Here is a 23,208-nt window from a genome sequence, read left to right as displayed (position 1 = left end):
ACGAGTCTTTTTGCCATCAGCCGAATTGCCCGGCTTAGGTAGCCCTTTTTTACGTACCTCCAGTCACGAGCGGGAGCACCGTCAAATCGGGATGCGTGCCGTCGATGATGCTGCGCCCAACGTGAACCCCTTCGTACAGCGCGTCATCCGCGCTCTTGAATGTCTCTTCTCCGTCTGCATGAAACGGCACGGAATGGCCGGGCAGCTTCGGGTCCGCGCCCGGGTGGCAGACGTAGCCGACGTAGGTGAAGCGGTCGCCGGGTTGGGGCGAGTGCTGCTCTGTCTGGCCCTTTACAGACGGGGCCACGTGGATTTCGAATCCTTCATATTCCACCAATTGCCACTGCGCCTGTTCGTCGGACATGATCGTCTCCGTTCAAGCCGTTTCGTTTCGGGTATTCGCTTCGTTTGACTGCCATCTGGTCTGCGGGCGGTTTTCGCGCCGCGCGGTGCAATTTGGCGCGTCATTCAATGCCGATGCCTCATGCGCTCCCAGAGACGGTGTCCGTCGAGCCGCTGAAGCAGCCGCTCTCTGGAATGCGCGCGCCGGTAGTGCGAGCTCACGAGGATTGCGGCAACGATCAGCACGATCAGCCCGACCACCGCGCTCACCATCGATTCAGCCATGGCGGCCTCCATCTATTTCACCTGCATACCAGGAATTCTAGGTGATCTGCAGGGAGAGGGACCGCTACGGCTTCACGACACCCAGTTGCTTCAGCAGCGTCAGGTTGTCTTTCCGACGAGGTTTCGCCGACGCTTAGAGGATATGGCCGAGGTAGTCATTCGCTGGCGGCGTGGGCGACCGGTGAAGTGGCCAGAGCGGCTACTGCAGTGGCGGCGATGGCGGTAGCGCGGACGGCGGCGGAAAGTGCTTTCAACATGACATTTCCCGCGAGAAAGCGTTGCGCTGAACCAGGGACACATTCTCCGCGGGAATGCCGAATTTGATAATCGGGCTGTTTATTGAAGGATTTGCAAGATCAGTTTGAAAATGCAACGGGCAAGCGCCCCCGTTGCGTTGGCTTCAAAACATCCGCTGATTTGAGGCTTACACGTGACGGGCGAAGGCCTGGGGAGGGGGCGCGGTATCGCGCCGCCGCGAACCGGCGTCGAACTCGTCCAGTTGAAGCAGCAGGCTATCTAACGAACAGAGCTGCGCCTTTGAAAGGTGCTCGACTTCAAGCAACTGGTGGAGCCGCTTTCGCCAGTAGGTAGACGGCAGGATCGGCCCGCCGAGATCGCCGTGCAATGACGGCAACATCACGCGCGTGATGTGCGCGATGTCCTGGTCGATCAAGGTCATCATATGCCCCCGTGACATGCTGTTTGCTGGTCGTTGACCTGTTTTGCTCTTACATCTGATGAATACTCTAGACTGATTTAAGTGAACTGCCAACTGTCCAATTCGATAGGCGACGGAGGGGCGCGGCCCATGGGAAAAGCAGGTTGAGCGCCGTCGTTGGAGTCAGTGTGCCGGAAGCGGCGCAAGGCGGCTTCCGGCGTGAACTCGGTCACCAGGCCGGCCGGCCGGGAGCGTAGCCGTATTGACCCGCCGGCGCGGCACAACAGGCGACATAGGCGCGTTGATACTGGTCGTAGCAGTAACCCGGCGGCGGTCCTTCATAGGCAGGCGCCTGATACACCGGAGTCTGGTACACGGGCGCCTGGTAGGCGACCACCGGCGCCGGGTTCAGGGCAGAACTCACTACCGCGCCAATGACCGCCCCGCCGATCAGCGCGCCCAGAATATCCCCGTCATGATCATGGGCGGAAGCCTGGCCTGACGCGATCAGGCTTCCGGCAAGTAACAGTGATGCCGCCATCTTTTGCATGTTGCTCTCCTGCATTTTGTAGCTTTGAGCGACATGCTGCCGATTGTCGGCGGGCCAGGCAGTAATAGATGCAGCAAGTGGTAACGGGAGATTTCGTTTGTAAGGCGGCCTTGAGGTGTTGGGTGGTGGAGGATCTCCGGGTAAGAGTCGACCTCGGCGCGCTCAGTTGGGTCTCTACATCAAGACAATGTCGTACTGTTCCTGACTCAGATTCGACTCCACCTGCAACGACACCGGCTTGCCGATAAAGTCGATTAGCATCGCCAGATGCTGCGACTCTTCTTCAAGAAAAAGATCGATGACCTGCTGCGAAGCCACCACCCGAAACTCGCGTGGATTGAACTGACGCGACTCCCTCAGGATCTCGCGCAACACGTCGTAGCAGACGGTGCGCGCGGTTTTCACCTGCCCCTTGCCCTGGCACACTGGACAAGGCTCGCATAGCACATGCGCAAGCGATTCGCGTGTGCGCTTGCGCGTCATCTCGACGAGCCCGAGTTGCGAAAACCCGTTTACGGTCACACGTGTGCGGTCGCGCGACAGCGCCTTCTTCAGTTCACCGAGCACCTGGTCGCGATGCTCGGCGTTTTCCATATCGATGAAATCGATGATGATCACACCGCCCAGGTTGCGCAGGCGCAGTTGGCGCGCGATCGTATGGGCCGCTTCGAGGTTGGTCTTGAAAATGGTGTCGTCGAAATTGCGCGCGCCGACGTAGCCGCCGGTATTCACGTCGATCGTGGTCATGGCTTCGGTCTGGTCGATGACCAGATAGCCGCCCGATTTCAGGTCGACTCGCCGCGACAGCGCCCGCTGGATTTCGGTCTCAATGTTGTACAGATCGAAGAGCGGCCGCTCGCCGGTGTAGTGATGCAGCTTCGACGACACCGCCGGCGTGAACTCCGCCGCAAAGTCGGACAGCATCTGGAACGTTTCGCGCGAATCGACCTGGATGCGTGTGATCTCGTCGTTGACGAAGTCTCGCAGCACGCGCTGCGCAAGATTCAGGTCCTGATACAGGAGACTTGTCGGCGGCATGCGCTGGCCTTGCGACAGGATCGTGGCCCACGTCTTGCGCAGATACGCGACGTCCCCGGCAAGCTCTTCGCTCGTCGCATCCTCGGCAATGGTGCGCACGATATAGCCGCCTTTTTCATCCGCGGGCAACACCGCGGTCAGCCGCGCGCGCACCGCCTCGCGCTCGGCTTCGCTTTCGATCTTCTGCGAGATGCCGATGTGCGGTTCCTGCGGCAGGTACACGAGGGTGCGGCCGGCGATGCTGACTTGCGTCGAGAGCCGCGCGCCTTTCGTGCCGATCGGATCCTTGACAACCTGCACCATCAGCGACTGGCCTTCGAAGACGATTTTTTCGATGGGCTGATGAGGCACCTGCTGTTGCGGTTCGCCGGCAATGCGCGGATGCCAGATATCGGCAACGTGCAGGAACGCGGCGCGCTCGAGACCGATGTCGATGAACGCGGATTGCATGCCGGGCAGCACGCGCACGACCTTGCCCAGATACACGTTGCCGACGCGGCCCCGCGACAGCGTGCGCTCGACGTGAAGTTCCTGGACTGCGCCCTGCTGGACAAGCGCGACGCGCGTTTCCTGGGGCGTTACATTGATCAGGATTTCTTCATTCATGGTGTTGTTCTAGAAGTCGATGCGCGCTGCACGCAACAGTTCAGCGGTTTCAAAAAGTGGCAAACCCATGATACCTGAATAGGACCCGTCGATATGCTCGATAAACTCCGCGGCGCGGCCCTGCACGCCGTAGGCGCCGGCCTTGCCGAGCGGCTCGCCCGTCGCAACGTAGCGGCGCAGCGCGTCGACTTGCACTGCAGCAAAGCGAACCCGCGACGTCGACAGCGCGGCAGGTAACAGCGAACCCGCCGCATCGACGACGGCCACCGCCGTCAGCACTTCGTGATCGCGACTCACGAGGCGCGTCAGCATCGCTACGGCGTCGTCGGCATCGACCGGTTTGCCGAGGATCGCATCATCGATGGTGACCGTTGTGTCTGCAACCAGAATCGGCGCATTCGCATGACCGCCCGCGACGAGCCGTGCTCGCGCGGCTTGCGCCTTCGCGATGCACACGCGCATCACGTAGTCGTGCGCAAGCTCGCCGGACAGCTCGGCTTCGAGCGCTTCGGCGTCTTCGTCGGGGCGGGGCAGCAGCAGTTCGAAGCGCACGCCGAGCTGTTGCAGCAACTCCTGGCGGCGCGGGCTTTGCGAGGCGAGGTACACGAAAGGGTGAAGCGCAGAGGACGACGAAGGCATGAACGGGTCTCGATGTGGCGTATCGCTTGCAGTGCGCTCGAGAACGCCTGAAGACTCAGGCGGACGCAAAAGGCACACGGAAAACCGCGTATGAGCCACGTCCATTGCACGACTGGAGCGAAAGCAGCGAAAGGGGCCGGGGGAGCGAAGCGAATCCGCGAACGGTCTGATGCTGTCAGACGCTCCAGCGCTCACGCGCGGTGATAGGGGTGATTTTGCGTGATGGTCCACGCGCGGTAAAGCTGTTCGGCGAGCAGCACGCGCACCATCGCGTGCGGCAGCGTCAGGCTGGAGACGCGTAGCATCATGTCGGCGCGAGCCTTCAGATCAGGATCAAGGCCATCAGCGCCACCGATCAGGAACGCGACGTCGCGCCCGTCCTGCTGCCAGACGGGGAGCGCCGCGGCGAGCTGCATGGTGGTCCAGTCCTTGCCGCGCTCGTCGAGGGCGACAATGCGCGCGTTCTTCGGTAGCGCAGCTTCGATCTTCTGCCGCTCAGCCGCCATCACGCTTTCCGCCGGACGGCCAGACGAGCGCTGTTCCGGCTTGATTTCGCGCAGCTCGATGCGCAGCTCGGGGGGCATGCGCTTCGCGTATTCGTCGAAACCGGTGGCGATCCAGTCCGGCATCTTGTGGCCGACTGCGAGGATATGCAGCTTCATCGTGAGCCGGTCAAAGCGAGGAGCCGAACAAATCAAGGGACATCGAAGTGACGCAGCGTCAAGTCGAGCGACGGCGCGCCGCCGCCTTGCGCGCGGGCTTCGCGACCGGTTCTTCGTCCTCGTCTTCATCGTCGAGCGGCTCGCTCGCGCGCGCGCCGCCAAAGGTGTTCGAGCTGGACAGTTTCACGCGCACGGGCTTGTCGCCCCAGATTTCTTCGAGGTTGTAGTACTGGCGCAGCGCCGGTTGCATGATGTGCACGACCGCGTCGCCGCAGTCGACCAGCACCCATTCGCCGATGTCCTCGCCTTCGGTGCTGATGATGTCGGCGCCGGCTTCCTTGACCTTTTCACGCACGCTGGAAGCAAGCGCCTTGGTCTGCCGGTTCGACGTCCCGCTCGCGACGATCACGCGGTCGAACAGGGAGGTCAGATGGCTGGTGTTGAACACCTTGATGTCTTGCGCTTTCACGTCTTCGAGGGCGTCGACGATCGCGCGTTGCAGTTTGCGGATATCCATTGTTTATCGATGGTACAGATGATGTTGAAGAATATAGTCCCATACGTCGGCAGGGACAGGGCTTGCGGCACTGTCGTGTTCCTTGCCTCCGGCATGGTGCTGGAGCCGCTCGCGCAGGTGCGAGCGGATGTCGGTGGCTGAGACGTCGAATGCAAGCGTCGTGTCGATCAGCAGATGGCCTGAAGGGGTTGCCTGCAACACTTCCGCGCGGGCCTCTCGCGCGGCGATCTCGGCGGCCACCGGCGACGGGATCGTTGCAAGTTCAAAACCTGGCCGGGTCGCCGCGCACACGTGCGCGTAGTCGAAGAGCCGCCGCCAGTCGCGCCATGTGTCGAGATGCACCAGCTGGTCGGCGCCGATCAGCAGCGATATCGACACCTTCGCACCTTCGCGTTCGCGCCAGCGTTGCAGCGTTTCGACGGTGTAGGTGGGTCCTTCACGCTCGATTTCGTCGGTGGCGACGCTCACCGTGACGCCCGGCATCACGAGCGAGCCGGCCGCCGCGCGCGTCATCGCAAGCCGGTGCTCCGGCGCGGATACGTCCGTCTTCTGCCACGGCTGGCCGGCCGGCAGCAACACGAGTTCGGTCAGCTGGAGCACGTCGGCGAAACGCCGCGCGAGCGCGAGGTGGCCGTCGTGGATCGGATCGAAGGTGCCACCCAGCAGACCGATCCGGCGGGGCAGCGCGACAGGATGAGCGTTCGGATTCAGGTGCGGGTCCTTTCGTGACGGGGCGTCGGGCGTGGGGCGGGGCCGGTGGGAATGCACCCGGCTCAAACCCACTCGCGCGGCACGAGAAAATCGGAATAGAGGCGCGCTTCCGGTGTGTCCGGTTCCGGCTGCCAGTTATAGCGCCAGTTCACCACAGGCGGCATCGACATCAGGATCGATTCGGTGCGTCCGCCGCTCTGCAGCCCGAACAGTGTGCCACGGTCGAAGACCAGGTTGAATTCGACGTAACGGCCGCGTCGATAAGCCTGGAAATCGCGCTCGGCTTCGCCATAAGGTTGTGCTCGGCGCTTTTCGATGATCGGCAGGTAAGCGTTCAGGAACGCGTCGCCGACGCTTTTCACCATCTCGAACGAGCGGTCGAAACCCAGTTCCGCGAAATCGTCGAAGAAAATTCCGCCGATGCCGCGCGGCTCGTTGCGATGCTTCAGGAAGAAATACTCGTCGCACCAGCGCTTGAAACGCGGGTACAGGTCGGTGCCATAAGGCTGCAGCGCGTCGCGGCAGACGCGGTGAAAGTGCTGCGCGTCGTCCTCGTAGCCGTAGTAGGGCGTGAGGTCCATGCCGCCGCCAAACCAGAACACCGGCGCCTCACCGGCTTTCGTCGCGATCAGGAGCCGCACATTCATGTGCACCGTCGGGCAGTACGGATTGTGCGGGTGCAGCACGAGCGATACGCCCATGGCCTCGAAACCGCGTCCGGCAAGCTGCGGGCGCGCCGCGCTCGCTGAGCCCGGCAGCGTATCGCCAGCCACGTCCGAAAAGCCGATACCGGCCCGTTCGAAGAAAGCGCCGCCTTCGAGAATCCGCGTGCAGCCGCCGCCGCGCAGCTTTTCGCCGGGCGCGCGCTGCCAGGCGTCGGTGGCGAACGGCGTGCCGTCAAAGGTGCCGAGCGTATCGGCGAGGTGTGTCTGCAGGCCCTCTAGCCATGTGCGGACGGCCGCTACGTCGTAGGTCAAATCGGTCATGGATGCTGACGGCGGCCGGATAGTCGGGCCGCGGGTTCATGAAAGGAGCAGTGGGGTGGGCCGTATCCTGGTTGCCCGGTTGCCCGGTTGCCCGGTTTCCCGGTTTCCCGGTTTCCGGGTTGCCGGGTTGCCCGGAACAGCGCCCGGGAGCACCCGGCATCAATACGCCCCGGCGCGGTATCGGGCGACATTGGCATGGCCACTACACCGCAGGTCAACCCGCAGTGTAGCGTTGACTGGGAGAGCAGCCATGCTGCGCTGCGGACTAGCTGTGCTTGCGGTTGACCGCGCGATAGCCGATGTCGCGACGGTACTGCATGCCGTCGAAGGAGATCTGGTTGATCGTCTCGTAGGCAACCGACTGCGCACTGCGCACCGAATCCGCAAGGCCGACAACGCAGAGCACCCGGCCGCCGGAGGTGGTCAGTTTGCCGTCCGTGAAGGTCGTACCGGCATGGAACGTCACGGCATCGCCGGTTTCGGCCGGGATATCGCTGATCCGGTCGCCCTTGCGCGGGACGTCGGGGTAGTTGTGCGCAGCCAGTACGACGCCGAGCGCGGTACGACGATCCCATTCCAGTTCGATCGTATTGAGCGTGCCCGCGATCGCCTGCTCGACGACCTTCGAGAAATCGCCCTTCAGGCGCGCCATGATCGGCTGCGTTTCCGGGTCGCCCATGCGGCAGTTGAATTCGAGCGTCTTCGGGTTGCCCTGCGCGTCGATCATCAGGCCGGCATAGAGGAAACCGGTAAAGCGGATGCCTTCTTTCTCCATGCCGCGCACGGTCGGCTGGATGATTTCGCGCATCACGCGTGCATGCAACTGGGGCGTGACGATCGGCGCGGGCGAATACGCGCCCATGCCGCCTGTGTTCGGACCCTCGTCGCCGTCAAGCAGCCGCTTGTGATCCTGGCTCGATGCAAGCGCCAGCACGTGCTTGCCGTCGACCATCACGATGAAGCTCGCTTCCTCGCCATCGAGAAACTCTTCGATCACGACCCGCGCGCCCGCATCGCCCAGCTTGTTGCCGGACAGCATCATGTCGACGGCGGCATGCGCTTCATCGAGCGACTGCGCGACCACCACGCCCTTGCCGGCGGCGAGGCCGTCGGCCTTGATGACGATCGGCGCGCCCTTCGCATCCAGATAGGCGTGCGCGGCGGCGACATCCGAGAAGGTTTCGTATTCGGCGGTCGGAATCGCGTGACGCTTCATGAAGGCCTTCGCAAAATCTTTCGAGCTTTCGAGCTGCGCGGCTTCTTTCGTCGGCCCGAAAATCTTCAGACCACGCGAGCGGAACAGATTGACGATGCCCCCGGCGAGCGGCGTTTCCGGCCCGACCAGCGTGAAGGCGATCTGTTCTTTCTCGGCGAAGTCGGCGAGCGCATCCAGTTCGGTGATATCGACGTTGCGCAGACGCTCGTCCTGCGCGGTGCCGCCGTTGCCCGGTGCAACGTAGACGAGCTGAACGCGCGGCGATTGCGCGAGCTTCCATGCGAGCGCATGTTCGCGACCGCCGGAACCGACGACGAGTAACTTCATGTGATTCCCCGAAGACTAAAAAACAGTGACGGCCGACGCGCCTGCGTCAGCCGTGATTTACAGCAAGATTCGCGCAAGGCGAAAAGCACGATGCGCCATGCAGGAGCCGGAACGCGGGAGCCGGCGGGCAGCGCACAAGGGGGCGCCCACGAGAGCTGGCCCGCGCGCCCTGCTCATTCGTCGGCGATGGCTGCGTTCGTGTAGACCTCCTGCACGTCGTCCAGATTTTCCAGGGCGTCGAGGAGTTTTTGCATCTTGAGCGCGTCTTCACCGGTGAATTCGACTTCCGTCTGCGGCTTCATCGTCACTTCGGCGACTTCCGCCTTGAAGCCCGCGCCTTCGAGCGCCGTCTTCACCTTCGGGAAATCGTTCGGCGGGCAAACTACTTCGATACTGCCGTCGTCATTCGTGACGACGTCGTCAGCGCCGGCTTCGAGCGCGGCTTCCATCAGCTTGTCTTCAGGCGTGCCGGGAGCGAACAGGAACTGGCCGACGTGATCGAACATGAACGACACCGAGCCGTCCGTGCCCATGTTGCCGCCGAACTTCGAGAACGCGTGACGCACTTCCGCCACGGTACGTGTACGGTTGTCGGTCATCGTGTCGACGATGATCGCCGCGCCGCCGATGCCGTAACCTTCGTAGCGGATTTCTTCGTAGTTTGCGCCGTCGACGCCGCCAACGCCACGCTGGATCGCGCGGTTGATGTTGTCTTTCGGCATGTTGGCGTCATACGCCTTGTCGACGGCGAGCCGCAGACGCGGGTTGGTGTCGACTTCTCCGCCGCCCATGCGGGCCGCGACCTGAATTTCCTTGATCAGCCGCGTCCAGATCTTGCCGCGCTTGGCATCCGTCGCTGCCTTCTTATGCTTGATGTTGGCCCATTTCGAATGACCCGCCATTACCTTTCTCCGTCGCGTGCACACGGGGTGCGCACGCATAAGTGCAAGTTGTCTTTGCCGATGTTGCTTTCTTCAGGCGCTACCCGAGCGCGCCTCGATGTCTGTTCCATCACACCGTGTTCACCCCGGGCCCGCCTTTGGCGCCGGACCACACAGGGTGGAGCGGGTGGGCGGGGCGAAGCGGGCTGCCGGGGCTATGCGGGCCATTGGCGCCGATACTGCGCCGGCCGCAAGGCCCCGCGAAAGCGCATTGCGCTGTGGGGCTGGCAGATTTGAGTCGCCTGATGAGCGGATTCGAATTTTATCATGCCGCAGGACGGCGGCAGCGCGTGTTCGGCGGGGAAATGCGCGGAAGAAGCGCGGCGCAACAGCGAAAGCGGGCGCTGCACCCGCGCAGCGCCCGCTTTCGACGCGCCCGCAGTCAGTTCTTGGTGCCGAACAGCCGGTCGCCGGCGTCGCCGAGGCCAGGCACGATATACGCGTGTTCATTCAGATGCGAATCGAGCGATGCCACGTACAGCTTCACATCCGGATGCGCGTCCTGGAACACCTGAACACCTTCGGGCGCGGCCACCAGGGCGAGGAACATGATGCTCCCGCCCGGCACGTTGCGGCGCTTCAGCACGTCCACCGCGTGCACCGCCGAATAGCCGGTGGCCACCATCGGATCGCACAGGATGAAGGTCCGGTCTTCGAGGTCCGGCAGGCGCACCAGATATTCGACCGGCCGGTGATCTTCCGCCCGGTACACCCCGATGTGCCCGACGCGGGCCGACGGAATCAGTTCCAGCAGCCCGTCCGACATGCCGACGCCCGCCCGCAGCACCGGCACGATCGCCAGTTTCTTGCCGGCGATCACGGGCGCGTCCATATCGACGAGCGGCGTCGACACCCGGCGCGTCGTCATCGGCAGGTTGCGGGTGATCTCGTAGCCCATCAGGAGCGTGATCTCGCGCAGGAGTTCACGAAACGTGCGCGTCGACGTATCCCGGTCGCGCATGTGCGACAGCTTGTGCTGGATCAGCGGGTGGTCGAGGATGAAAAGATTGGGAAAACGGCTGTCCTGTGTCATGGCTTGAGCGCACGCGTTGGCAAGAGGAATCGGCAGGCGCCTCCCACCGCGCCGGCAAACCGGCGGGCAGCGCGCGCCACGGCTGCAAGTTTACCGAAAGTGCCGTCGGAAGAAACCGGAGATTGCGGGGCTCTTCGCGGCAACGCGGCGGCGATTCTTCTAGAATCAGGGGCATCAGGCCGGCCGCCTCATCCAGGCCGGCATGGCCGATGCGGCGCCCGCCGCACCGGTGTTCCGCTTTCTAGCGTCGATAAAACCGCCATTCCGCTTGCGGAGTGGGAAAAGAGGATACGCACATGGACATGGGAATCGCAGGACGCACTGCGCTGGTATGCGCAGCGAGCAAGGGTTTGGGGCGCGGCTGCGCGGAAGCGCTGGCCGCCGAAGGCGTGAACGTCGTGATCGTGGCGCGCACTGCTGAGACGCTGGAGGCGACCGCGGCCGCAATCCGCACAAAAACCGGCGTCGACGTCAAGACGGTCGCCTGCGACATCACCACGCCCGAAGGCCGTGCCGCCGCGCTCGCCGCCTGTCCGCAGCCGGATATCCTCGTCAACAATGCGGGCGGCCCGCCCCCCGGCGACTTCCGCCAGTTCACGCACGACGACTGGATCCGTGCGCTCGAAGCCAACATGCTGACCCCGATCGAACTGATCCGCGCGACCATCGACGGGATGATCGGACGCAATTTCGGCCGCATCGTCAACATCACGAGTTCGGCGGTGAAGGCGCCGATCGACGTGCTGGGTCTGTCCAACGGCGCGCGCTCGGGGCTGACGGGTTTCGTTGCCGGACTGGCTCGCAAGGTCGCGCCGCAGGGCGTGACGATCAACAACCTGCTGCCGGGCATGTTCGACACGGACCGTATCGTCGCGACCATCAACGCGCAGGCGAAGGCGCAGGACATTTCCGTCGAAGAGTCGCGCAAGCGGCGCATGGCGTCGATTCCGGCGGGCCGCTTTGGCACGTCCGATGAATTCGGCCGCGCCTGCGCGTTCCTGTGCAGCACGCATGCGGGCTATATTACGGGCCAGAACTGGCTGATCGACGGCGGCGCCTATCCGGGCACGTTCTGAACGCCAGTTGCGGTTGTCAGCACCACGCCACCATAACAACACATTGAGGAGTAGCACGTCATGACCACCCGCATCGCGCTGATCGCGCACGATCACAAGAAGGACGACATCGTTCGCCTCGCCGGCGAATATGTCGACACGCTCGGGCGCTGCGAGATCGTCGCGACCGGCACGACCGGTTCGCGTATTGCGTCGACGCATGGCCTGACGGTCGAACGGATGCTGTCGGGCCCGCACGGCGGCGACTTGCAGATCGGCGCGCAACTCGCCGAAGGCAAGGTCGACATGGTGATTTTCCTGCGCGATCCGATGACGCCACAGCCGCACGAACCCGACATCAACGCGCTGGTGCGCGCGTGCGACGTGCACAACGTCCCCTGCGCGACGAACATTTCTACCGCGCGGATGATTCTCGACGTCCTGACGCTGCGTTTCACGCATCAGGTTTGACACATCTGTCGATCCAGCGCGGCCAGCAACAGGCAGCAACACGCAACAACAATCAGGAGACACCATGACGAAGGCGATTCGATTCGACAGGACGGGCGGCCCGGAAGTGATGAAATGGGTCGATGTCGACGTAAGCGAGCCGGGTGAGGGCGAGATCGGTATCAAACAGCACGCCGTCGGCCTCAACTATATCGACGTGTACTTTCGCAACGGGCTTTATCCGTTGCCGTTGCCGAGCGGACTCGGCATGGAGGCGGCCGGTGAGGTGACGGCGGTCGGCGCGGGCGTGAAGGATCTGAAGGCCGGCGATCGTGTCGCCTACGTTGGGCGTCCGCCTGGCGCTTATGCGCAGGCTCGCGTGCTGCCTGCCGCGCAGGTCGTAAAGCTACCGGATGCGCTCAGCTATGAAGACGCGGCCTCAGTGATGCTGCAAGGCCTGACGGTGCAATATCTGCTGCGCCGTACCTACCCGGTGAAGGCCGGTGACACGATCCTGATCCAGGCGGCAGCCGGCGGCGTCGGGCTGCTCGCGTGCCAGTGGGCGAAGGCGCTGGGTGCAACGGTGATCGGCACGGTCGGTTCGGACGAGAAAGCCGACGTCGCGAAAGCCCACGGTTGCGACTATCCAATCGTCTATACGCGCGAGAACTTTACGAAGCGCGTGCGCGAGATCACGAACGGCGCGGGCGTGCCCGTCGTCTACGATTCGATCGGCAAGGACACGTTCACGGCGTCGCTCGATTGCCTCGCGCCGCTGGGCATGTTCGTGAGTTTCGGCAATTCATCGGGGCCGCTGCCGCCGATCGATTCGTCCGAATTCGCCGGTCGGGGCTCGCTGTTCTTTACGCGTCCGGCGCTCTTCACCTACATCGCTAAGCGCAGCGATTACGACGCGATGGCGGCCGAGCTATTCGAGATGATCGTTTCGGGCAAGGTCAAGACCAGCGTGAACCAGCGCTATGCATTGTCCGATGTCGCGAAGGCGCATGCCGACCTCGAAGGCCGTCGCACGACCGGATCGACGATCCTGCTGCCGTAAGGAGGCCGCAGGGATCAGCCACGCCAGAGGCGCGTCCAGACGCGCCGACACAACAAGGCCGCTTCAGCTCGACGCTGAAGTGGCCTTGTCCGTTTACGGGATTTTTATACCTCCCTTGACACCTTTGACCCGTCCTTTACGCCGATCGGCATAACGTTGCAGTCATCCAAAGTCCGTACATGGAGAACTCTAAATGGATGTGCTGTACATCGGGGGGCTGGTGCTTTTCACAGCGCTGACCTTTGCATTGATCGCTGGCTGCGAGAAGTTGATGCAGTTCCGGCGCGGCCAGGGAGCGCGCTCATGAGCTGGATCCTGTGGCTGTCGGGAGCCGCGACCGCGCTGCTCTTCGCTTACCTCGTCTATGCGCTTCTGCGCGCGGAGGACATTGAATGAACGCCAACAATGTCCTTCAAAGTGTGATCTTTCTCGTCGTTCTGCTGGCCGCGGCGGTGCCCGTCTCGCGCTACCTGACGAAGGTGATGGATGGCACCTCGCGCGTCGTGCGCTTCGGCGGTCCCGTCGAGCGCTTGCTGTATCGCATTGCCGGCGTCGATCCGTCGACCGAAATGAGCTGGAAGCATTACGCGATAGCGACGATTGCGTTCAATGTTTTCGGCGTCTTCTTCCTGTATCTGCTGTTGCGCGTCCAGGGCTGGTTGCCGGGCAACCCGCAGCAGTTCGGCGCGATGAGTGTAGACGGCGCGTTCAATACGGCGGTCAGCTTCGTGACCAACACAAACTGGCAGAACTACACGCCGGAGCAGACGGTCGGCTATCTGACCCAGATGCTCGGCTTGACCGTGCAGAACTTCCTGTCGGCTGCGACCGGTATTGTCGTCGTGATCGCGCTGATCCGTGGCTTCGCACGTCACACGACGCAGACGATCGGTAACTTTTGGGTGGACATCACGCGCGTGACGATGTACGTGCTGCTGCCTATGGCTGCGATTATCGCTGCGCTGCTGATGAGCCAGGGCGTGATCCAGAACTTCAAGTCCTATCAGGACGTGCCGACCCTGCAGACCACCACCTACGCTGCGCCCAAGCTCGACGCCCAGGGCAACCCGGTGAAGGACGCGAAGGGCAATCCGGTGACGGTCGACACCAAGGTCACGACGCAGACGATCGCGATGGGTCCGGTCGCTTCGCAGGAGGCGATCAAGATGCTCGGCACTAACGGTGGCGGCTTCTTTAACGCCAACTCGGCGCACCCGTATGAAAACCCGACGCCGTTCGCCAACTTCGTGCAGATCCTCGCGATCCTGATCATTCCGGCGGCTTTGTGCCTCGTGTTCGGGCAGACCATCGGGGACCGCAAGCAGGGCGTTGCCGTGCTGGCAGTGATGACGATCGCGTTCGCCATCTGCGTGGCCGGTGAAATCGGCGCCGAGCAACGCGGTAATCCGACGTTCTCTGCGCTGCACGTCGACCAATCGGCGAACGCGCTGCAGCCGGGCGGCAATATGGAAGGCAAGGAAACGCGCTTCGGCATCGCGCAGTCGGGCATCTTCACGGTCGCGACGACAGCGGCTTCGTGCGGCGCAGTGAACAACGCGCACGACTCGCTGACGCCACTCGGCGGCCTGGTTCCGATGCTCCTGATCCAGCTCGGCGAAGTGATCTTCGGCGGTGTCGGTTCGGGGATGTACGGAATGCTGGTGTTCGCGTTGCTGGCGGTGTTCGTCGCGGGGCTGATGATCGGCCGCACGCCTGAGTACGTCGGCAAGAAGATCGAGTCCTTCGAAATGAAGATGGTGTCGATCGTCGTACTGCTCACGCCGCTACTCGTGCTGGTCGGGACGTCGATTGCCGTGCTGACCGATGCCGGCAAGGCGGGTATCGCGAACCCGGGCGCGCACGGCTTCTCCGAGATTCTCTATGCGTTCAGTTCGGCTGCCAACAACAACGGCAGCGCGTTCGCCGGCCTGACCGTGAGCACGCCGTTCTACAACTGGCTCACCGGTATCGCGATGTGGTTCGGCCGCTTCGGCACCATCGTTCCGGTGCTGGCGATTGCCGGCTCGCTCGCCGCGAAAAAGCGCATCGCCGTCACGGCCGGCACGCTGCCGACGCACGGACCGCTGTTCGTCGTCCTGCTGCTTGGCACCGTCCTGCTGGTTGGCGCACTGACTTACGTGCCTGCCCTGGCTCTGGGCCCCGGCGTCGAACATCTGTTGATGATCGCCGGCCATTGAACCCAGGCATATTGAGGAATTCGAGGAACAGATGACTGATCATTCCGCAACCCGGTCCATGTTCGATCCGACGCTGGTGCGTCCGGCGATCGTGGACTCCTTCAGGAAACTCACGCCGCGTACGCAGTTTCGCAATCCGGTGATGTTTTGCGTGTACGTCGGCAGCATTCTGACGACGATCCTGTGGATCGCCGCGCTCGCCGGTCAGGCTGAAGCGCCGGCGGGCTTCATTCTCGCGGTCACGCTGTGGCTGTGGTTCACGGTGCTGTTCGCGAACTTTGCGGAGGCGCTCGCCGAAGGCCGCTCGAAGGCCCAGGCGGCGTCGCTGCGCAGCGCGAAGAAAGACGTGATGGCCAAGAAGCTCAACGCGCCTCATCCGAAGTCGCCGATCCGCATCATGGCGGCGACCGACCTGCGCCGCGGCGACGTCGTGCTGGTCGAGACCGGCGACGTGGTTCCGGCCGACGGCGAAGTGGTCGAAGGCGTCGCGTCGGTCGACGAATCGGCCATCACCGGCGAATCCGCGCCGGTGATCCGCGAATCGGGCGGCGACTTCTCGTCGGTGACGGGCGGCACGCGCGTGCTGTCGGACTGGATCGTCGTGCGCGTGACGGCGAACCCGGGCGAGGCCTTCCTCGACCGGATGATCGCGATGGTCGAAGGCGCGAAGCGTCAGAAGACGCCGAACGAGATCGCGCTGACGATCCTGCTCGTGGCGCTGACGATCGTGATGCTGCTCGCCACGGCCACGCTGCTGCCGTTCTCGATGTTCTCCGTCGAAGCGGCGAAAGCCGGGCATGTGGTGACGATCACCGCACTGGTGGCACTGCTCGTCTGCCTGATTCCGACGACGATCGGTGGCCTGCTGTCGGCGATCGGCGTGGCCGGCATGAGCCGCATGATGCAGGCTAACGTGATCGCAACGTCGGGTCGTGCCGTGGAAGCGGCCGGCGACGTCGACGTGCTGCTGCTCGACAAGACCGGCACGATCACGCTCGGCAACCGTCAGGCGTCGCTCTTCGTGCCGGCGCCAGGCGTGACCGAAGAAGCGCTGGCCGACGCCGCGCAACTCTCGTCGCTCTCCGATGAAACGCCGGAAGGCCGCAGCATCGTCGTGCTGGCCAAGCAGCGCTTCAACATCCGTCAGCGCGACATGGCAACGTTGCATCCGGTGTTCATCGCGTTCAGCGCGCAGACGCGGATGAGTGGCGTCGATCTGTCCCCCAAGGGGACTTCTTTCGGGGCGCCGGGACGTGAAATCCGCAAGGGCGCGGCCGACGCCGTCCGGCAGTACGTCGAGGCGCACGGCGGCCGTTTCCCTGCCGAGATGAACAACGCGGTGACGGAAATCGCCCGGCGCGGCAGCACGCCGCTCGTGGTGGCGGAAAAAGGCGAGGGCAATGCGCGCGCGCTCGGCGTGATCGAACTGAAGGACGTCGTGAAGGGCGGCATCAAGGAGCGCTTTGCCGAGTTGCGCAAGATGGGCATCAAGACCGTGATGGTGACCGGCGACAACCGTCTGACCGCCGCGGCAATCGCGGCCGAAGCGGGTGTCGACGATTTCCTTGCTGAAGCCACGCCGGAAGCGAAGCTCTCGACGATCCGCGCGCACCAGGCCGAAGGGCGGCTCGTGGCGATGACGGGCGACGGCACCAACGACGCCCCCGCGCTCGCGCAGGCCGACGTCGCCGTGGCGATGAACACCGGCACGCAGGCGGCGAAGGAAGCCGGCAACATGGTGGACCTCGATTCGAACCCGACGAAGCTGATCGAGATCGTCGAAATCGGCAAGCAGATGCTGATGACGCGCGGCTCGCTCACGACGTTCTCGATCGCCAACGACGTCGCCAAGTATTTCGCGATCATCCCGGCCGCGTTCGCGACCACCTATCCGGTGCTGAATACGCTCAACGTGATGCATCTCGCGACGCCGGCGTCCGCGATCATGTCGGCGGTGATCTTCAACGCGCTGATCATCGTGCTGCTGATTCCGCTGGCGCTGAAGGGCGTGCGTTACCGGCCGCTTGGCGCGGCGATCCTGTTGCGCCGCAATCTGCTGATTTACGGCCTCGGCGGGATCATCGTGCCGTTTATCGGCATCAAGCTGATCGACATGGTGCTGGCCGCGTTTGGCTGGGTTTGAACGCTGCGCTCCAAAAAGGAACTGTTAATCATGAAATCCCTGTTTCGTCCGCTGATCGTGATCTTCGCCGTGCTGAGCGCCATCACCGGACTGGCTTATCCCGCGGTGATGACCGCGGTTGGACAAGCGGTCTTCAACGATCAGGCCAATGGCAGCCTGATCGAAGCGAACGGCAAGGTGGTCGGCTCGAAGCTGATCGGCCAGCAGTTCGACGCGCCGCAGTACTTCTGGGGCCGTCTGTCGGCCACTTCGCCGATGCCGTACAACGCGCAGGGCTCGTCGGCTTCGAATCTCGGACCGACCAATCCGGCGCTTGCCGACGAAGTCAAAGGCCGCATCGACGCGCTGAAGGCTGCCGGTACCGATATGTCGCAGCCGGTGCCGGTCGATCTCGTGACGTCGTCGGGCAGCGGTCTCGATCCTGAGATCAGTCCCGCGGCGGCCGCGTATCAGATCGACCGTGTGGCGAAGGCGCGCAAGATGAACCCTAACGATGTGCAGGCGCTCGTCGAGCGTTATACGAGCGGGCGCCAGTTCGGCATTCTGGGCGAGTCGCGCGTCAATGCGCTGCAGCTGAACCTGGCGCTCGATCAGGCGCACCAGGGCTGATCTGCGGCAGTGCATGAAGCTCCTGAAGGCGGTGCCGCGCTGCGGCACCGCCTTTGCCGTTTGCGGTCGTTTTACAGCCATGCGACCATGCAAAGATAAACCGCCGTTTGCGCGACGACACCGAACCGGCAGCGCACGCCCACGGCAACATGACAACCACCACGCATGAACCGACCCGATCCCGACGAGTTGCTCGACAAGCTGCAACGCGATGAAGCGAAAAGCCAGCGCGGCAAGCTGAAGATTTTCTTTGGCGCGTCGGCCGGTGTGGGGAAGACGTATGCGATGTTGCAGGCAGCCCGCCGGCGCAAGGAGGATGGCGTCGATGTGGTGGTGGGCATCGCGGAGACGCACGGGCGCAGCGAGACGGCCGCGCTTCTCGACGGCCTCGATGTGCTGCCGCTCGCGCAGATCGAGTATCGCGGCCGCAAGCTCGGCGAATTCGATCTGGATGCGGCGCTCGCGCGTAAACCGCAGCTGATTCTCGTCGACGAACTGGCGCATTCGAACGTGCAGGGCGCGCGTCACCTGAAGCGCTGGCAGGATGTCTACGAACTGCTCGACGCGGGCATCGATGTTTACACGACGGTCAACGTCCAGCATCTCGAAAGCCTCAACGACGTGGTTGGCCAGATCACCGGCATCCGCGTCTGGGAGACCGTGCCTGACCGCGTGTTCGATCGCGCGGACGAAGTGACACTCGTCGACCTGCCCGCCGAAGAATTGCTCGACCGGATGCGCGACGGCAAGGTGTATATGGCGCAGCAGGCCGAGCGGGCGGTGCGCAACTTCTTTCGCAAGGGCAATCTGATTGCGCTGCGCGAACTGGCGTTGCGGCGCACGGCGGATCGCGTCGATGCACAGATGCGCGAATATCGCGCCGACCGTTCGATCCAGCGTATCTGGCAGGCGCGCGACCGGCTGCTCGTGTGCGTCGGTCCCGGTCCGGAGGCACCGACCCTCGTACGTGCGGCCGCGCGCCTTGCCGCGGCGCTGAAAGCCGACTGGATCGCTGTCTACGTCGAAACGCCCAAGCTCCAGCGGCTGCCTGATGCACGCCGCGAACGCACGCTGAATGCGCTGAAACTCGCGGCGGAACTCGGCGCTGAAACAGCGACGCTGGCCGGTAGCGACGCCGTCGCGGCACTGATCGGCTACGCGCGCGTGCGCAACGTCTCGAAGCTGGTGGCGGGCGCGTCGTCGCGTTCGGGCTTGACGCGCTTGCTGCGTCGGCCGCTGGGCGACCGTATCGCCGAACGCGCAGGCGATGTCGAGCTGACCTTGATCCGTGAGTCTTCGGGACAGGAAGGCGTCGAGCGCCACACGCTGCTCGACGCAGGCGCACGCGCATGGCGCGATGCAATGAGCGCGGCCCGCGAGCGCCGCTCGCCGCCGCACGCGTATGCCTGGGCGCTGGCGATCTGCGCAGGTATCACGCTGGTCGCGAGCCAGTTGCTCGACCGCATCGATCTGACCAACCTCGTGATGCTGTATCTGCTCGGTGTGATCTTCGCCGCCGTGAAGCTCGGGCGCGGGCCGGGCGTCGTGCTGTCGTTTCTTAGCGTGGCGGCATTCGATTTCTTCTTTGTGCCGCCGCGCATGTCGTTGTCGGTATCGGATACGCAATATCTGCTGACGTTCTTCAGCATGCTGCTGACTTCGCTCGTGATCAGCCATCTGACTTCGAGTCTGCGGCGCGAGGCGAGCGTCGCGCGACGTCGCGAGCAGCGCACCGGCGCGATGTATGCGATGGCGCGCGAGCTGGCGGCGGCGCTCGCGACCGAACAGATTGTCGAGATCGGCAGCCGGCATGTGAGCGAGGTGTTCCGAGCACGCGTCGCGATCCTGCTGCCGGACAGCGCCGATCAGGTTAAGCAGAAGATCGAGGAGGCCGACGCGGCGATCACGCTCGAAGGCAGCGCGCTCGATATCGACGTCGGCCAGTGGGTCTACGACCAGCAGAAGCCGGCGGGCCACGGCACCGACACGCTGCCCGCCGCCGCGGCGCTGTATCTGCCGCTGAAAGCGCCGATGCGCACGCGCGGCGTGCTCGCCGTCGTGACCAAAGACGAGCGCGAACTCAACGTGCCCGAGCAGCAGCGCATGCTCGACGCGTTCGCCGCCCAGATCGCGCTCGCGCTCGAGCGCGTCCACTACGTGGACATCGCGCGCGATGCGCTGGTGAACATGGAGTCGGAGCGGTTGCGCAATTCGTTGCTGTCGGCCATATCGCACGATCTGCGCACGCCGTTGACCGCCATCGTCGGTTTCTCGTCGATGCTTGCGCAGACGCGCGAATCGCATCCCGAGCCGCTGCCCGGCGACGATCTCGTGGAAGCGATTCACGAAGAGGCGCTGCGGATGACCGGTATCGTCACGAACCTGCTGGACATGGCGCGGCTTCAGGCGGGCGGGCTGAAGCTGAACCGGCAGTGGTCACTGCTCGAAGAGACGGTCGGTGCTGCGCTGCGCGCCTGCCGTCGCGTGCTCGTGCGGCACCCGGTGCAGGTGAAGTTGCCGCTGGACCTGCCGTTGCTGCAGCTCGACGCCGTGCTGATGGAGCGCCTGTTCTCGAACCTGTTCGAGAACGCCGCCAAATATGCGCCGCCGGATACACCGCTCGTGATCGGTGGCGAGCTTGTCGAAGACGATGGCAAACCGTTCGTGCGCGTCATCGTCGACGATTTCGGCCCGGGCCTGCCGGCCGGTATGGAAGCGCGAGTGTTCGAGAAATTCACGCGCGGCGAGAAGGAATCGGCGAAGCCCGGCATCGGGCTGGGTCTGGCGATCTGCCGTGCGATCGTCGATGCGCATGGCGGTACAATCGGCGCGGTCAATCGCATGGCGGCGGACGGGCATGTCGAAGGCGCGCGCTTCTGGTTCACGCTGCCGGTGGAAACGCCGCCGCCGTCGTCGCCCGAAGCGCTTGAATCCCCGGACGAATCCCTGGTCGACGAACCCGGCCTCGCAGACGAACCCGCGACATCGGTTTCCGTGCCGGACCACACAGCAGACGCCACCGATATGCCGTCTTCCATTCCCCACGATCTGCCGGTCGATTCGACGCCCGCGTCGGCAGGAACCTCCCCGCAGAACTCAAAGCCGACCCATGAGTGACCCGAGCATTACCGTCGTACTGATCGAAGACGAAAAACAGATCCGGCGTTTTGTGCGCGCGTCGCTGGAAGGCGAGGGCATCGCGGTTCATGACGCGGAAACCGGCAAGCAGGGACTCGTCGAAGCCGCGACGCGCAAACCCGATCTGGTGATCGTCGATCTCGGCCTGCCGGACACCGACGGCCTCGACGTGATCCGCGAACTGCGCGGCTGGAGCGATCTGCCGATCATCGTGTTGTCGGCGCGCACCCAGGAAACCGAGAAAGTCGCCGCGCTGGACGCCGGCGCCGACGACTACCTGACCAAGCCGTTCGGCGTGTCGGAATTGCTCGCGCGGATTCGCGCGCACATGCGCCGCCGCAACCAGGGCGGCGCGAACGATTCGCCGCAGGTGCAGTTCGGCGCGGTCACAGTCGATCTGGCGCTGCGACAGGTTTCGCGCGACGGCGTGGCGGTTCATCTGACGCCGATCGAATACCGGCTGCTGGCGACGCTCGTCCGTCACGCCGGCCGTGTGCTGACGCACCGCCAGTTGCTGCGCGACGTCTGGGGGCCGTCGCATGTCGAAAGCCATCACTATCTGCGCATCTACATGGCGCATCTGCGGCAGAAACTGGAACGCGATCCGGCGCAGCCAGAGCACATCGTGACCGAAACCGGGGTCGGCTACCGGCTGGTCGGCGCGCTCTGAGATATATGCCCGGCGATATGGCACGCGAGCCCAACTAAATCGATTTGATATGATAGTGACGCTGTAAGGACGACCTTGCACGTTCGATTCATCGGGGACGGCCCCATCTAACCCATGGAGGTCCCCGTGTCCTGGATTCTTCTATTGATCGCCGGTTTGCTCGAAGTCGCGTGGGCGGCCGGTCTCAAGTCTTCCGAAGGTTTCACCCGTTTCTGGCCATCGGCATTCACGGTGGTGACCGCGCTCGGCAGTTTCATCCTGCTCGCGATGGCCATGCGCCAGTTGCCGCTCGGCACGGCTTACGCCGTCTGGACGGGGATCGGCGCGGTCGGCGCATTCATTTTTGGCATTGTCATGATGGGCGAAGCGCTGACGCTGGCGCGCGTCGCCAGCGCGGCGCTGATCGTCGTCGGGCTGGTCGGGCTCAAGCTTTCTTCGGGGCATTGAGCGGGGCACTGAGCACTACGCGGGCTGGCCGGTCCGCCGCACCCGCCAATGTCTCGAAGGTTCGAACGCGAGAGATTCAGCGGACTGCGAATCAACGTGGCTATAATGAAGCCGGATCCAGTCTCAAAATAGCTCGTGCGGCTGGTCTGGCGTCGCTTGGGGTCTGACACGACCGATCGGCGCAGCGAGACCGTCATCGTGCCGCCGTTGCGTCCGTCGTGCCTGTTGTCACTGCGGTGCGTGCAGGGTGTGTGGCACGTGCGGTGCGCCCCGCAGGGCGCACGCAGTGCACCTGGAGGCAGCAATGCTTGAACCACTTTCGCTTGCAGCGGGCCTCGCATGGGGCAGCGGCCTTCGCCTCTATCTGACGGTGCTGCTCGCCGGCGTGTTCGAACGCCTCGGCCTCATCCATCTTCCTGCTACGCTTTCCGTGCTGTCGTCGCCGTGGGTCATCGGCGCGGCGGCCGTGCTCACCGTCGCCGAATTCCTCGCCGACAAGATTCCCGCGGTCGATTCGCTGTGGGACGCGATCCATACCTTCATCCGCATTCCTGCCGGCGCGATGCTCGCCGTCGGCGCGCTCGGCCACGCCGATCCGGCGCTGCTGACCGTCGCCGCGCTCGCCGGCGGTACGCTCGCAGGCACGGCCCATCTCGCAAAGGCTGGGACGCGGGCGCTCATCAACCTGTCGCCAGAACCGGTGTCGAACGTGATAGCGTCGTCGGCGGAGGATGGGCTGGTGTTCGGCGGGCTGCTGCTTGCGCTGTTCTTGCCGTTCCTGTTCCTGCTGCTCCTGATCGGTTTTCTGATGGCGGCCGCGTGGGCGCTGCCGCGTCTGTGGCGAGGCGTGCAGGGCGGTTTTCGCGGCATGGCGAACCACATGGTGTCGCGCCTCGCAAGGAGCCGGCACGATTGAGTGATCGCTTG

General features: G+C 63.9%; 25 protein-coding genes. 12 read left to right on the top strand and 13 right to left on the bottom strand.

Annotation, left to right across the window (positions count from 1 at the left end):
• Window positions 1-49: 49 nt before the first annotated feature.
• The 13 genes from B0G77_RS00300 to upp all read right to left on the bottom strand — a co-directional run bounded on the left by B0G77_RS00300 (window position 50) and on the right by upp (window position 10,511).
• Window positions 50-364, bottom strand: coding sequence for a hypothetical protein (locus B0G77_RS00300; RefSeq protein ID WP_133660339.1), 315 nt, complete (start codon window positions 362-364; stop codon window positions 50-52).
• Between the two features lie 104 nt (window positions 365-468).
• Window positions 469-627 carry a hypothetical protein gene (locus B0G77_RS43015; protein ID WP_166656095.1) on the bottom strand — a complete coding sequence of 53 codons (159 nt, stop codon included), beginning with the start codon at window positions 625-627 and terminating at the stop codon, window positions 469-471.
• 424 nt (window positions 628-1,051) lie between these two features.
• Window positions 1,052-1,309, bottom strand: a complete 258-nt coding sequence (locus B0G77_RS00295; protein ID WP_133660338.1) for a hypothetical protein — start codon at window positions 1,307-1,309, stop codon at window positions 1,052-1,054.
• Between the two features lie 205 nt (window positions 1,310-1,514).
• Complete coding sequence (locus B0G77_RS00290; protein ID WP_133660337.1) at window positions 1,515-1,835, bottom strand: ecotin precursor; 321 nt, start codon at window positions 1,833-1,835, stop codon at window positions 1,515-1,517.
• Window positions 1,836-2,009: 174 nt separating this feature from the next.
• Window positions 2,010-3,479, bottom strand: a complete 1,470-nt coding sequence (rng, locus tag B0G77_RS00285; RefSeq protein WP_133660336.1) for a ribonuclease G — start codon at window positions 3,477-3,479, stop codon at window positions 2,010-2,012.
• 9 nt (window positions 3,480-3,488) lie between these two features.
• Window positions 3,489-4,118 carry a Maf family protein gene (locus tag B0G77_RS00280; RefSeq protein ID WP_133660335.1) on the bottom strand — a complete coding sequence of 210 codons (630 nt, stop codon included), beginning with the start codon at window positions 4,116-4,118 and terminating at the stop codon, window positions 3,489-3,491.
• A gap of 191 nt (window positions 4,119-4,309) precedes the next feature.
• Window positions 4,310-4,780: a 23S rRNA (pseudouridine(1915)-N(3))-methyltransferase RlmH gene (rlmH, locus tag B0G77_RS00275; protein ID WP_133660334.1), complete on the bottom strand. Its 471-nt coding sequence runs from the start codon at window positions 4,778-4,780 to the stop codon at window positions 4,310-4,312.
• A gap of 58 nt (window positions 4,781-4,838) precedes the next feature.
• On the bottom strand, window positions 4,839-5,297 hold the full coding sequence (rsfS, locus tag B0G77_RS00270) for a ribosome silencing factor (protein WP_133660333.1): 459 nt from the start codon (window positions 5,295-5,297) through the stop codon (window positions 4,839-4,841).
• 3 nt (window positions 5,298-5,300) lie between these two features.
• Entirely contained in the window at window positions 5,301-6,008 is a 708-nt protein-coding gene (locus tag B0G77_RS00265; RefSeq protein WP_133663973.1) for a nicotinate-nucleotide adenylyltransferase, read from the bottom strand.
• A gap of 62 nt (window positions 6,009-6,070) precedes the next feature.
• Window positions 6,071-6,994, bottom strand: coding sequence for an oxygen-dependent coproporphyrinogen oxidase (hemF, locus tag B0G77_RS00260; RefSeq protein WP_133660332.1), 924 nt, complete (start codon window positions 6,992-6,994; stop codon window positions 6,071-6,073).
• Between the two features lie 265 nt (window positions 6,995-7,259).
• Window positions 7,260-8,537 (bottom strand): phosphoribosylamine--glycine ligase, encoded by a 1,278-nt coding sequence (gene purD, locus B0G77_RS00255; RefSeq protein WP_133660331.1) that lies wholly within the window; start codon window positions 8,535-8,537, stop codon window positions 7,260-7,262.
• Between the two features lie 173 nt (window positions 8,538-8,710).
• On the bottom strand, window positions 8,711-9,439 hold the full coding sequence (locus B0G77_RS00250; RefSeq protein ID WP_133660330.1) for a YebC/PmpR family DNA-binding transcriptional regulator: 729 nt from the start codon (window positions 9,437-9,439) through the stop codon (window positions 8,711-8,713).
• Between the two features lie 421 nt (window positions 9,440-9,860).
• Window positions 9,861-10,511 (bottom strand): uracil phosphoribosyltransferase, encoded by a 651-nt coding sequence (gene upp / locus B0G77_RS00245; RefSeq protein WP_133660329.1) that lies wholly within the window; start codon window positions 10,509-10,511, stop codon window positions 9,861-9,863.
• Between the two features lie 296 nt (window positions 10,512-10,807).
• Here upp and B0G77_RS00240 point away from each other — a divergent pair, with 296 nt between their 5' ends.
• The 12 genes from B0G77_RS00240 (at window position 10,808) to B0G77_RS00185 (ending at window position 23,197) form a co-directional block, all read left to right on the top strand.
• Window positions 10,808-11,587 (top strand): SDR family oxidoreductase, encoded by a 780-nt coding sequence (locus B0G77_RS00240; RefSeq protein ID WP_133660328.1) that lies wholly within the window; start codon window positions 10,808-10,810, stop codon window positions 11,585-11,587.
• Window positions 11,588-11,647: 60 nt separating this feature from the next.
• Window positions 11,648-12,037 carry a methylglyoxal synthase gene (locus tag B0G77_RS00235; RefSeq protein WP_133660327.1) on the top strand — a complete coding sequence of 130 codons (390 nt, stop codon included), beginning with the start codon at window positions 11,648-11,650 and terminating at the stop codon, window positions 12,035-12,037.
• 64 nt (window positions 12,038-12,101) lie between these two features.
• A complete protein-coding gene (locus B0G77_RS00230) occupies window positions 12,102-13,076 on the top strand; it encodes a quinone oxidoreductase (RefSeq protein ID WP_133660326.1) in 975 nt (324 codons plus the stop codon).
• Between the two features lie 193 nt (window positions 13,077-13,269).
• On the top strand, window positions 13,270-13,383 hold the full coding sequence (locus B0G77_RS00225) for a potassium ABC transporter ATPase (protein WP_133660325.1): 114 nt from the start codon (window positions 13,270-13,272) through the stop codon (window positions 13,381-13,383).
• Window positions 13,380-13,472: a K(+)-transporting ATPase subunit F gene (gene kdpF, locus B0G77_RS00220; protein ID WP_133660324.1), complete on the top strand. Its 93-nt coding sequence runs from the start codon at window positions 13,380-13,382 to the stop codon at window positions 13,470-13,472. The genes B0G77_RS00225 and kdpF overlap by 4 nt, the downstream gene beginning before the upstream one ends.
• Window positions 13,469-15,274, top strand: a complete 1,806-nt coding sequence (kdpA, locus tag B0G77_RS00215) for a potassium-transporting ATPase subunit KdpA (protein ID WP_133660323.1) — start codon at window positions 13,469-13,471, stop codon at window positions 15,272-15,274. The genes kdpF and kdpA overlap by 4 nt, the downstream gene beginning before the upstream one ends.
• Before the next feature lie 31 nt (window positions 15,275-15,305).
• A complete protein-coding gene (gene kdpB, locus B0G77_RS00210; RefSeq protein ID WP_133660322.1) occupies window positions 15,306-17,417 on the top strand; it encodes a potassium-transporting ATPase subunit KdpB in 2,112 nt (703 codons plus the stop codon).
• Between the two features lie 30 nt (window positions 17,418-17,447).
• Window positions 17,448-18,026 carry a potassium-transporting ATPase subunit KdpC gene (kdpC, locus tag B0G77_RS00205; protein ID WP_133660321.1) on the top strand — a complete coding sequence of 193 codons (579 nt, stop codon included), beginning with the start codon at window positions 17,448-17,450 and terminating at the stop codon, window positions 18,024-18,026.
• A gap of 165 nt (window positions 18,027-18,191) precedes the next feature.
• Entirely contained in the window at window positions 18,192-21,143 is a 2,952-nt protein-coding gene (locus B0G77_RS00200; RefSeq protein ID WP_133660320.1) for a DUF4118 domain-containing protein, read from the top strand.
• Window positions 21,136-21,834, top strand: a complete 699-nt coding sequence (kdpE, locus tag B0G77_RS00195; RefSeq protein ID WP_133660319.1) for a two-component system response regulator KdpE — start codon at window positions 21,136-21,138, stop codon at window positions 21,832-21,834. The genes B0G77_RS00200 and kdpE overlap by 8 nt, the downstream gene beginning before the upstream one ends.
• A gap of 126 nt (window positions 21,835-21,960) precedes the next feature.
• On the top strand, window positions 21,961-22,281 hold the full coding sequence (sugE, locus tag B0G77_RS00190; protein WP_133660318.1) for a quaternary ammonium compound efflux SMR transporter SugE: 321 nt from the start codon (window positions 21,961-21,963) through the stop codon (window positions 22,279-22,281).
• 304 nt (window positions 22,282-22,585) lie between these two features.
• Window positions 22,586-23,197 carry a DUF4126 domain-containing protein gene (locus B0G77_RS00185; protein WP_133660317.1) on the top strand — a complete coding sequence of 204 codons (612 nt, stop codon included), beginning with the start codon at window positions 22,586-22,588 and terminating at the stop codon, window positions 23,195-23,197.
• The last annotated feature ends 11 nt before the right edge of the window (window positions 23,198-23,208 follow it).

Source organism: Paraburkholderia sp. BL10I2N1, from assembly GCF_004361815.1.
In the GTDB taxonomy this organism is placed as follows: Bacteria; Pseudomonadota; Gammaproteobacteria; order Burkholderiales; family Burkholderiaceae; genus Paraburkholderia.
Note: the sequence above shows the minus strand (reverse complement) of the source record. Positions and strands in the feature narration are given on the sequence as shown.

Coding starts and splice junctions, on each gene's coding strand:
- B0G77_RS00250 (WP_133660330.1), bottom strand. CDS start 9,439: ATGGCGGGTCATTCGAAATGGGCCAACATCAAGCATAAGAAGGCAGCG.
- kdpB (WP_133660322.1), top strand. CDS start 15,306: ATGACTGATCATTCCGCAACCCGGTCCATGTTCGATCCGACGCTGGTG.
- upp (WP_133660329.1), bottom strand. CDS start 10,511: ATGACACAGGACAGCCGTTTTCCCAATCTTTTCATCCTCGACCACCCG.
- B0G77_RS00200 (WP_133660320.1), top strand. CDS start 18,192: ATGAACCGACCCGATCCCGACGAGTTGCTCGACAAGCTGCAACGCGAT.
- B0G77_RS00230 (WP_133660326.1), top strand. CDS start 12,102: ATGACGAAGGCGATTCGATTCGACAGGACGGGCGGCCCGGAAGTGATG.
- rlmH (WP_133660334.1), bottom strand. CDS start 4,780: ATGAAGCTGCATATCCTCGCAGTCGGCCACAAGATGCCGGACTGGATC.
- B0G77_RS00295 (WP_133660338.1), bottom strand. CDS start 1,309: ATGATGACCTTGATCGACCAGGACATCGCGCACATCACGCGCGTGATG.
- B0G77_RS00280 (WP_133660335.1), bottom strand. CDS start 4,118: ATGCCTTCGTCGTCCTCTGCGCTTCACCCTTTCGTGTACCTCGCCTCG.
- B0G77_RS00300 (WP_133660339.1), bottom strand. CDS start 364: ATGTCCGACGAACAGGCGCAGTGGCAATTGGTGGAATATGAAGGATTC.
- kdpE (WP_133660319.1), top strand. CDS start 21,136: ATGAGTGACCCGAGCATTACCGTCGTACTGATCGAAGACGAAAAACAG.
- rsfS (WP_133660333.1), bottom strand. CDS start 5,297: ATGGATATCCGCAAACTGCAACGCGCGATCGTCGACGCCCTCGAAGAC.
- B0G77_RS00225 (WP_133660325.1), top strand. CDS start 13,270: ATGGATGTGCTGTACATCGGGGGGCTGGTGCTTTTCACAGCGCTGACC.
- purD (WP_133660331.1), bottom strand. CDS start 8,537: ATGAAGTTACTCGTCGTCGGTTCCGGCGGTCGCGAACATGCGCTCGCA.
- hemF (WP_133660332.1), bottom strand. CDS start 6,994: ATGACCGATTTGACCTACGACGTAGCGGCCGTCCGCACATGGCTAGAG.
- B0G77_RS00240 (WP_133660328.1), top strand. CDS start 10,808: ATGGACATGGGAATCGCAGGACGCACTGCGCTGGTATGCGCAGCGAGC.
- B0G77_RS43015 (WP_166656095.1), bottom strand. CDS start 627: ATGGCTGAATCGATGGTGAGCGCGGTGGTCGGGCTGATCGTGCTGATC.
- kdpF (WP_133660324.1), top strand. CDS start 13,380: ATGAGCTGGATCCTGTGGCTGTCGGGAGCCGCGACCGCGCTGCTCTTC.
- B0G77_RS00290 (WP_133660337.1), bottom strand. CDS start 1,835: ATGCAAAAGATGGCGGCATCACTGTTACTTGCCGGAAGCCTGATCGCG.
- kdpA (WP_133660323.1), top strand. CDS start 13,469: ATGAACGCCAACAATGTCCTTCAAAGTGTGATCTTTCTCGTCGTTCTG.
- B0G77_RS00235 (WP_133660327.1), top strand. CDS start 11,648: ATGACCACCCGCATCGCGCTGATCGCGCACGATCACAAGAAGGACGAC.
- rng (WP_133660336.1), bottom strand. CDS start 3,479: ATGAATGAAGAAATCCTGATCAATGTAACGCCCCAGGAAACGCGCGTC.
- kdpC (WP_133660321.1), top strand. CDS start 17,448: ATGAAATCCCTGTTTCGTCCGCTGATCGTGATCTTCGCCGTGCTGAGC.
- B0G77_RS00185 (WP_133660317.1), top strand. CDS start 22,586: ATGCTTGAACCACTTTCGCTTGCAGCGGGCCTCGCATGGGGCAGCGGC.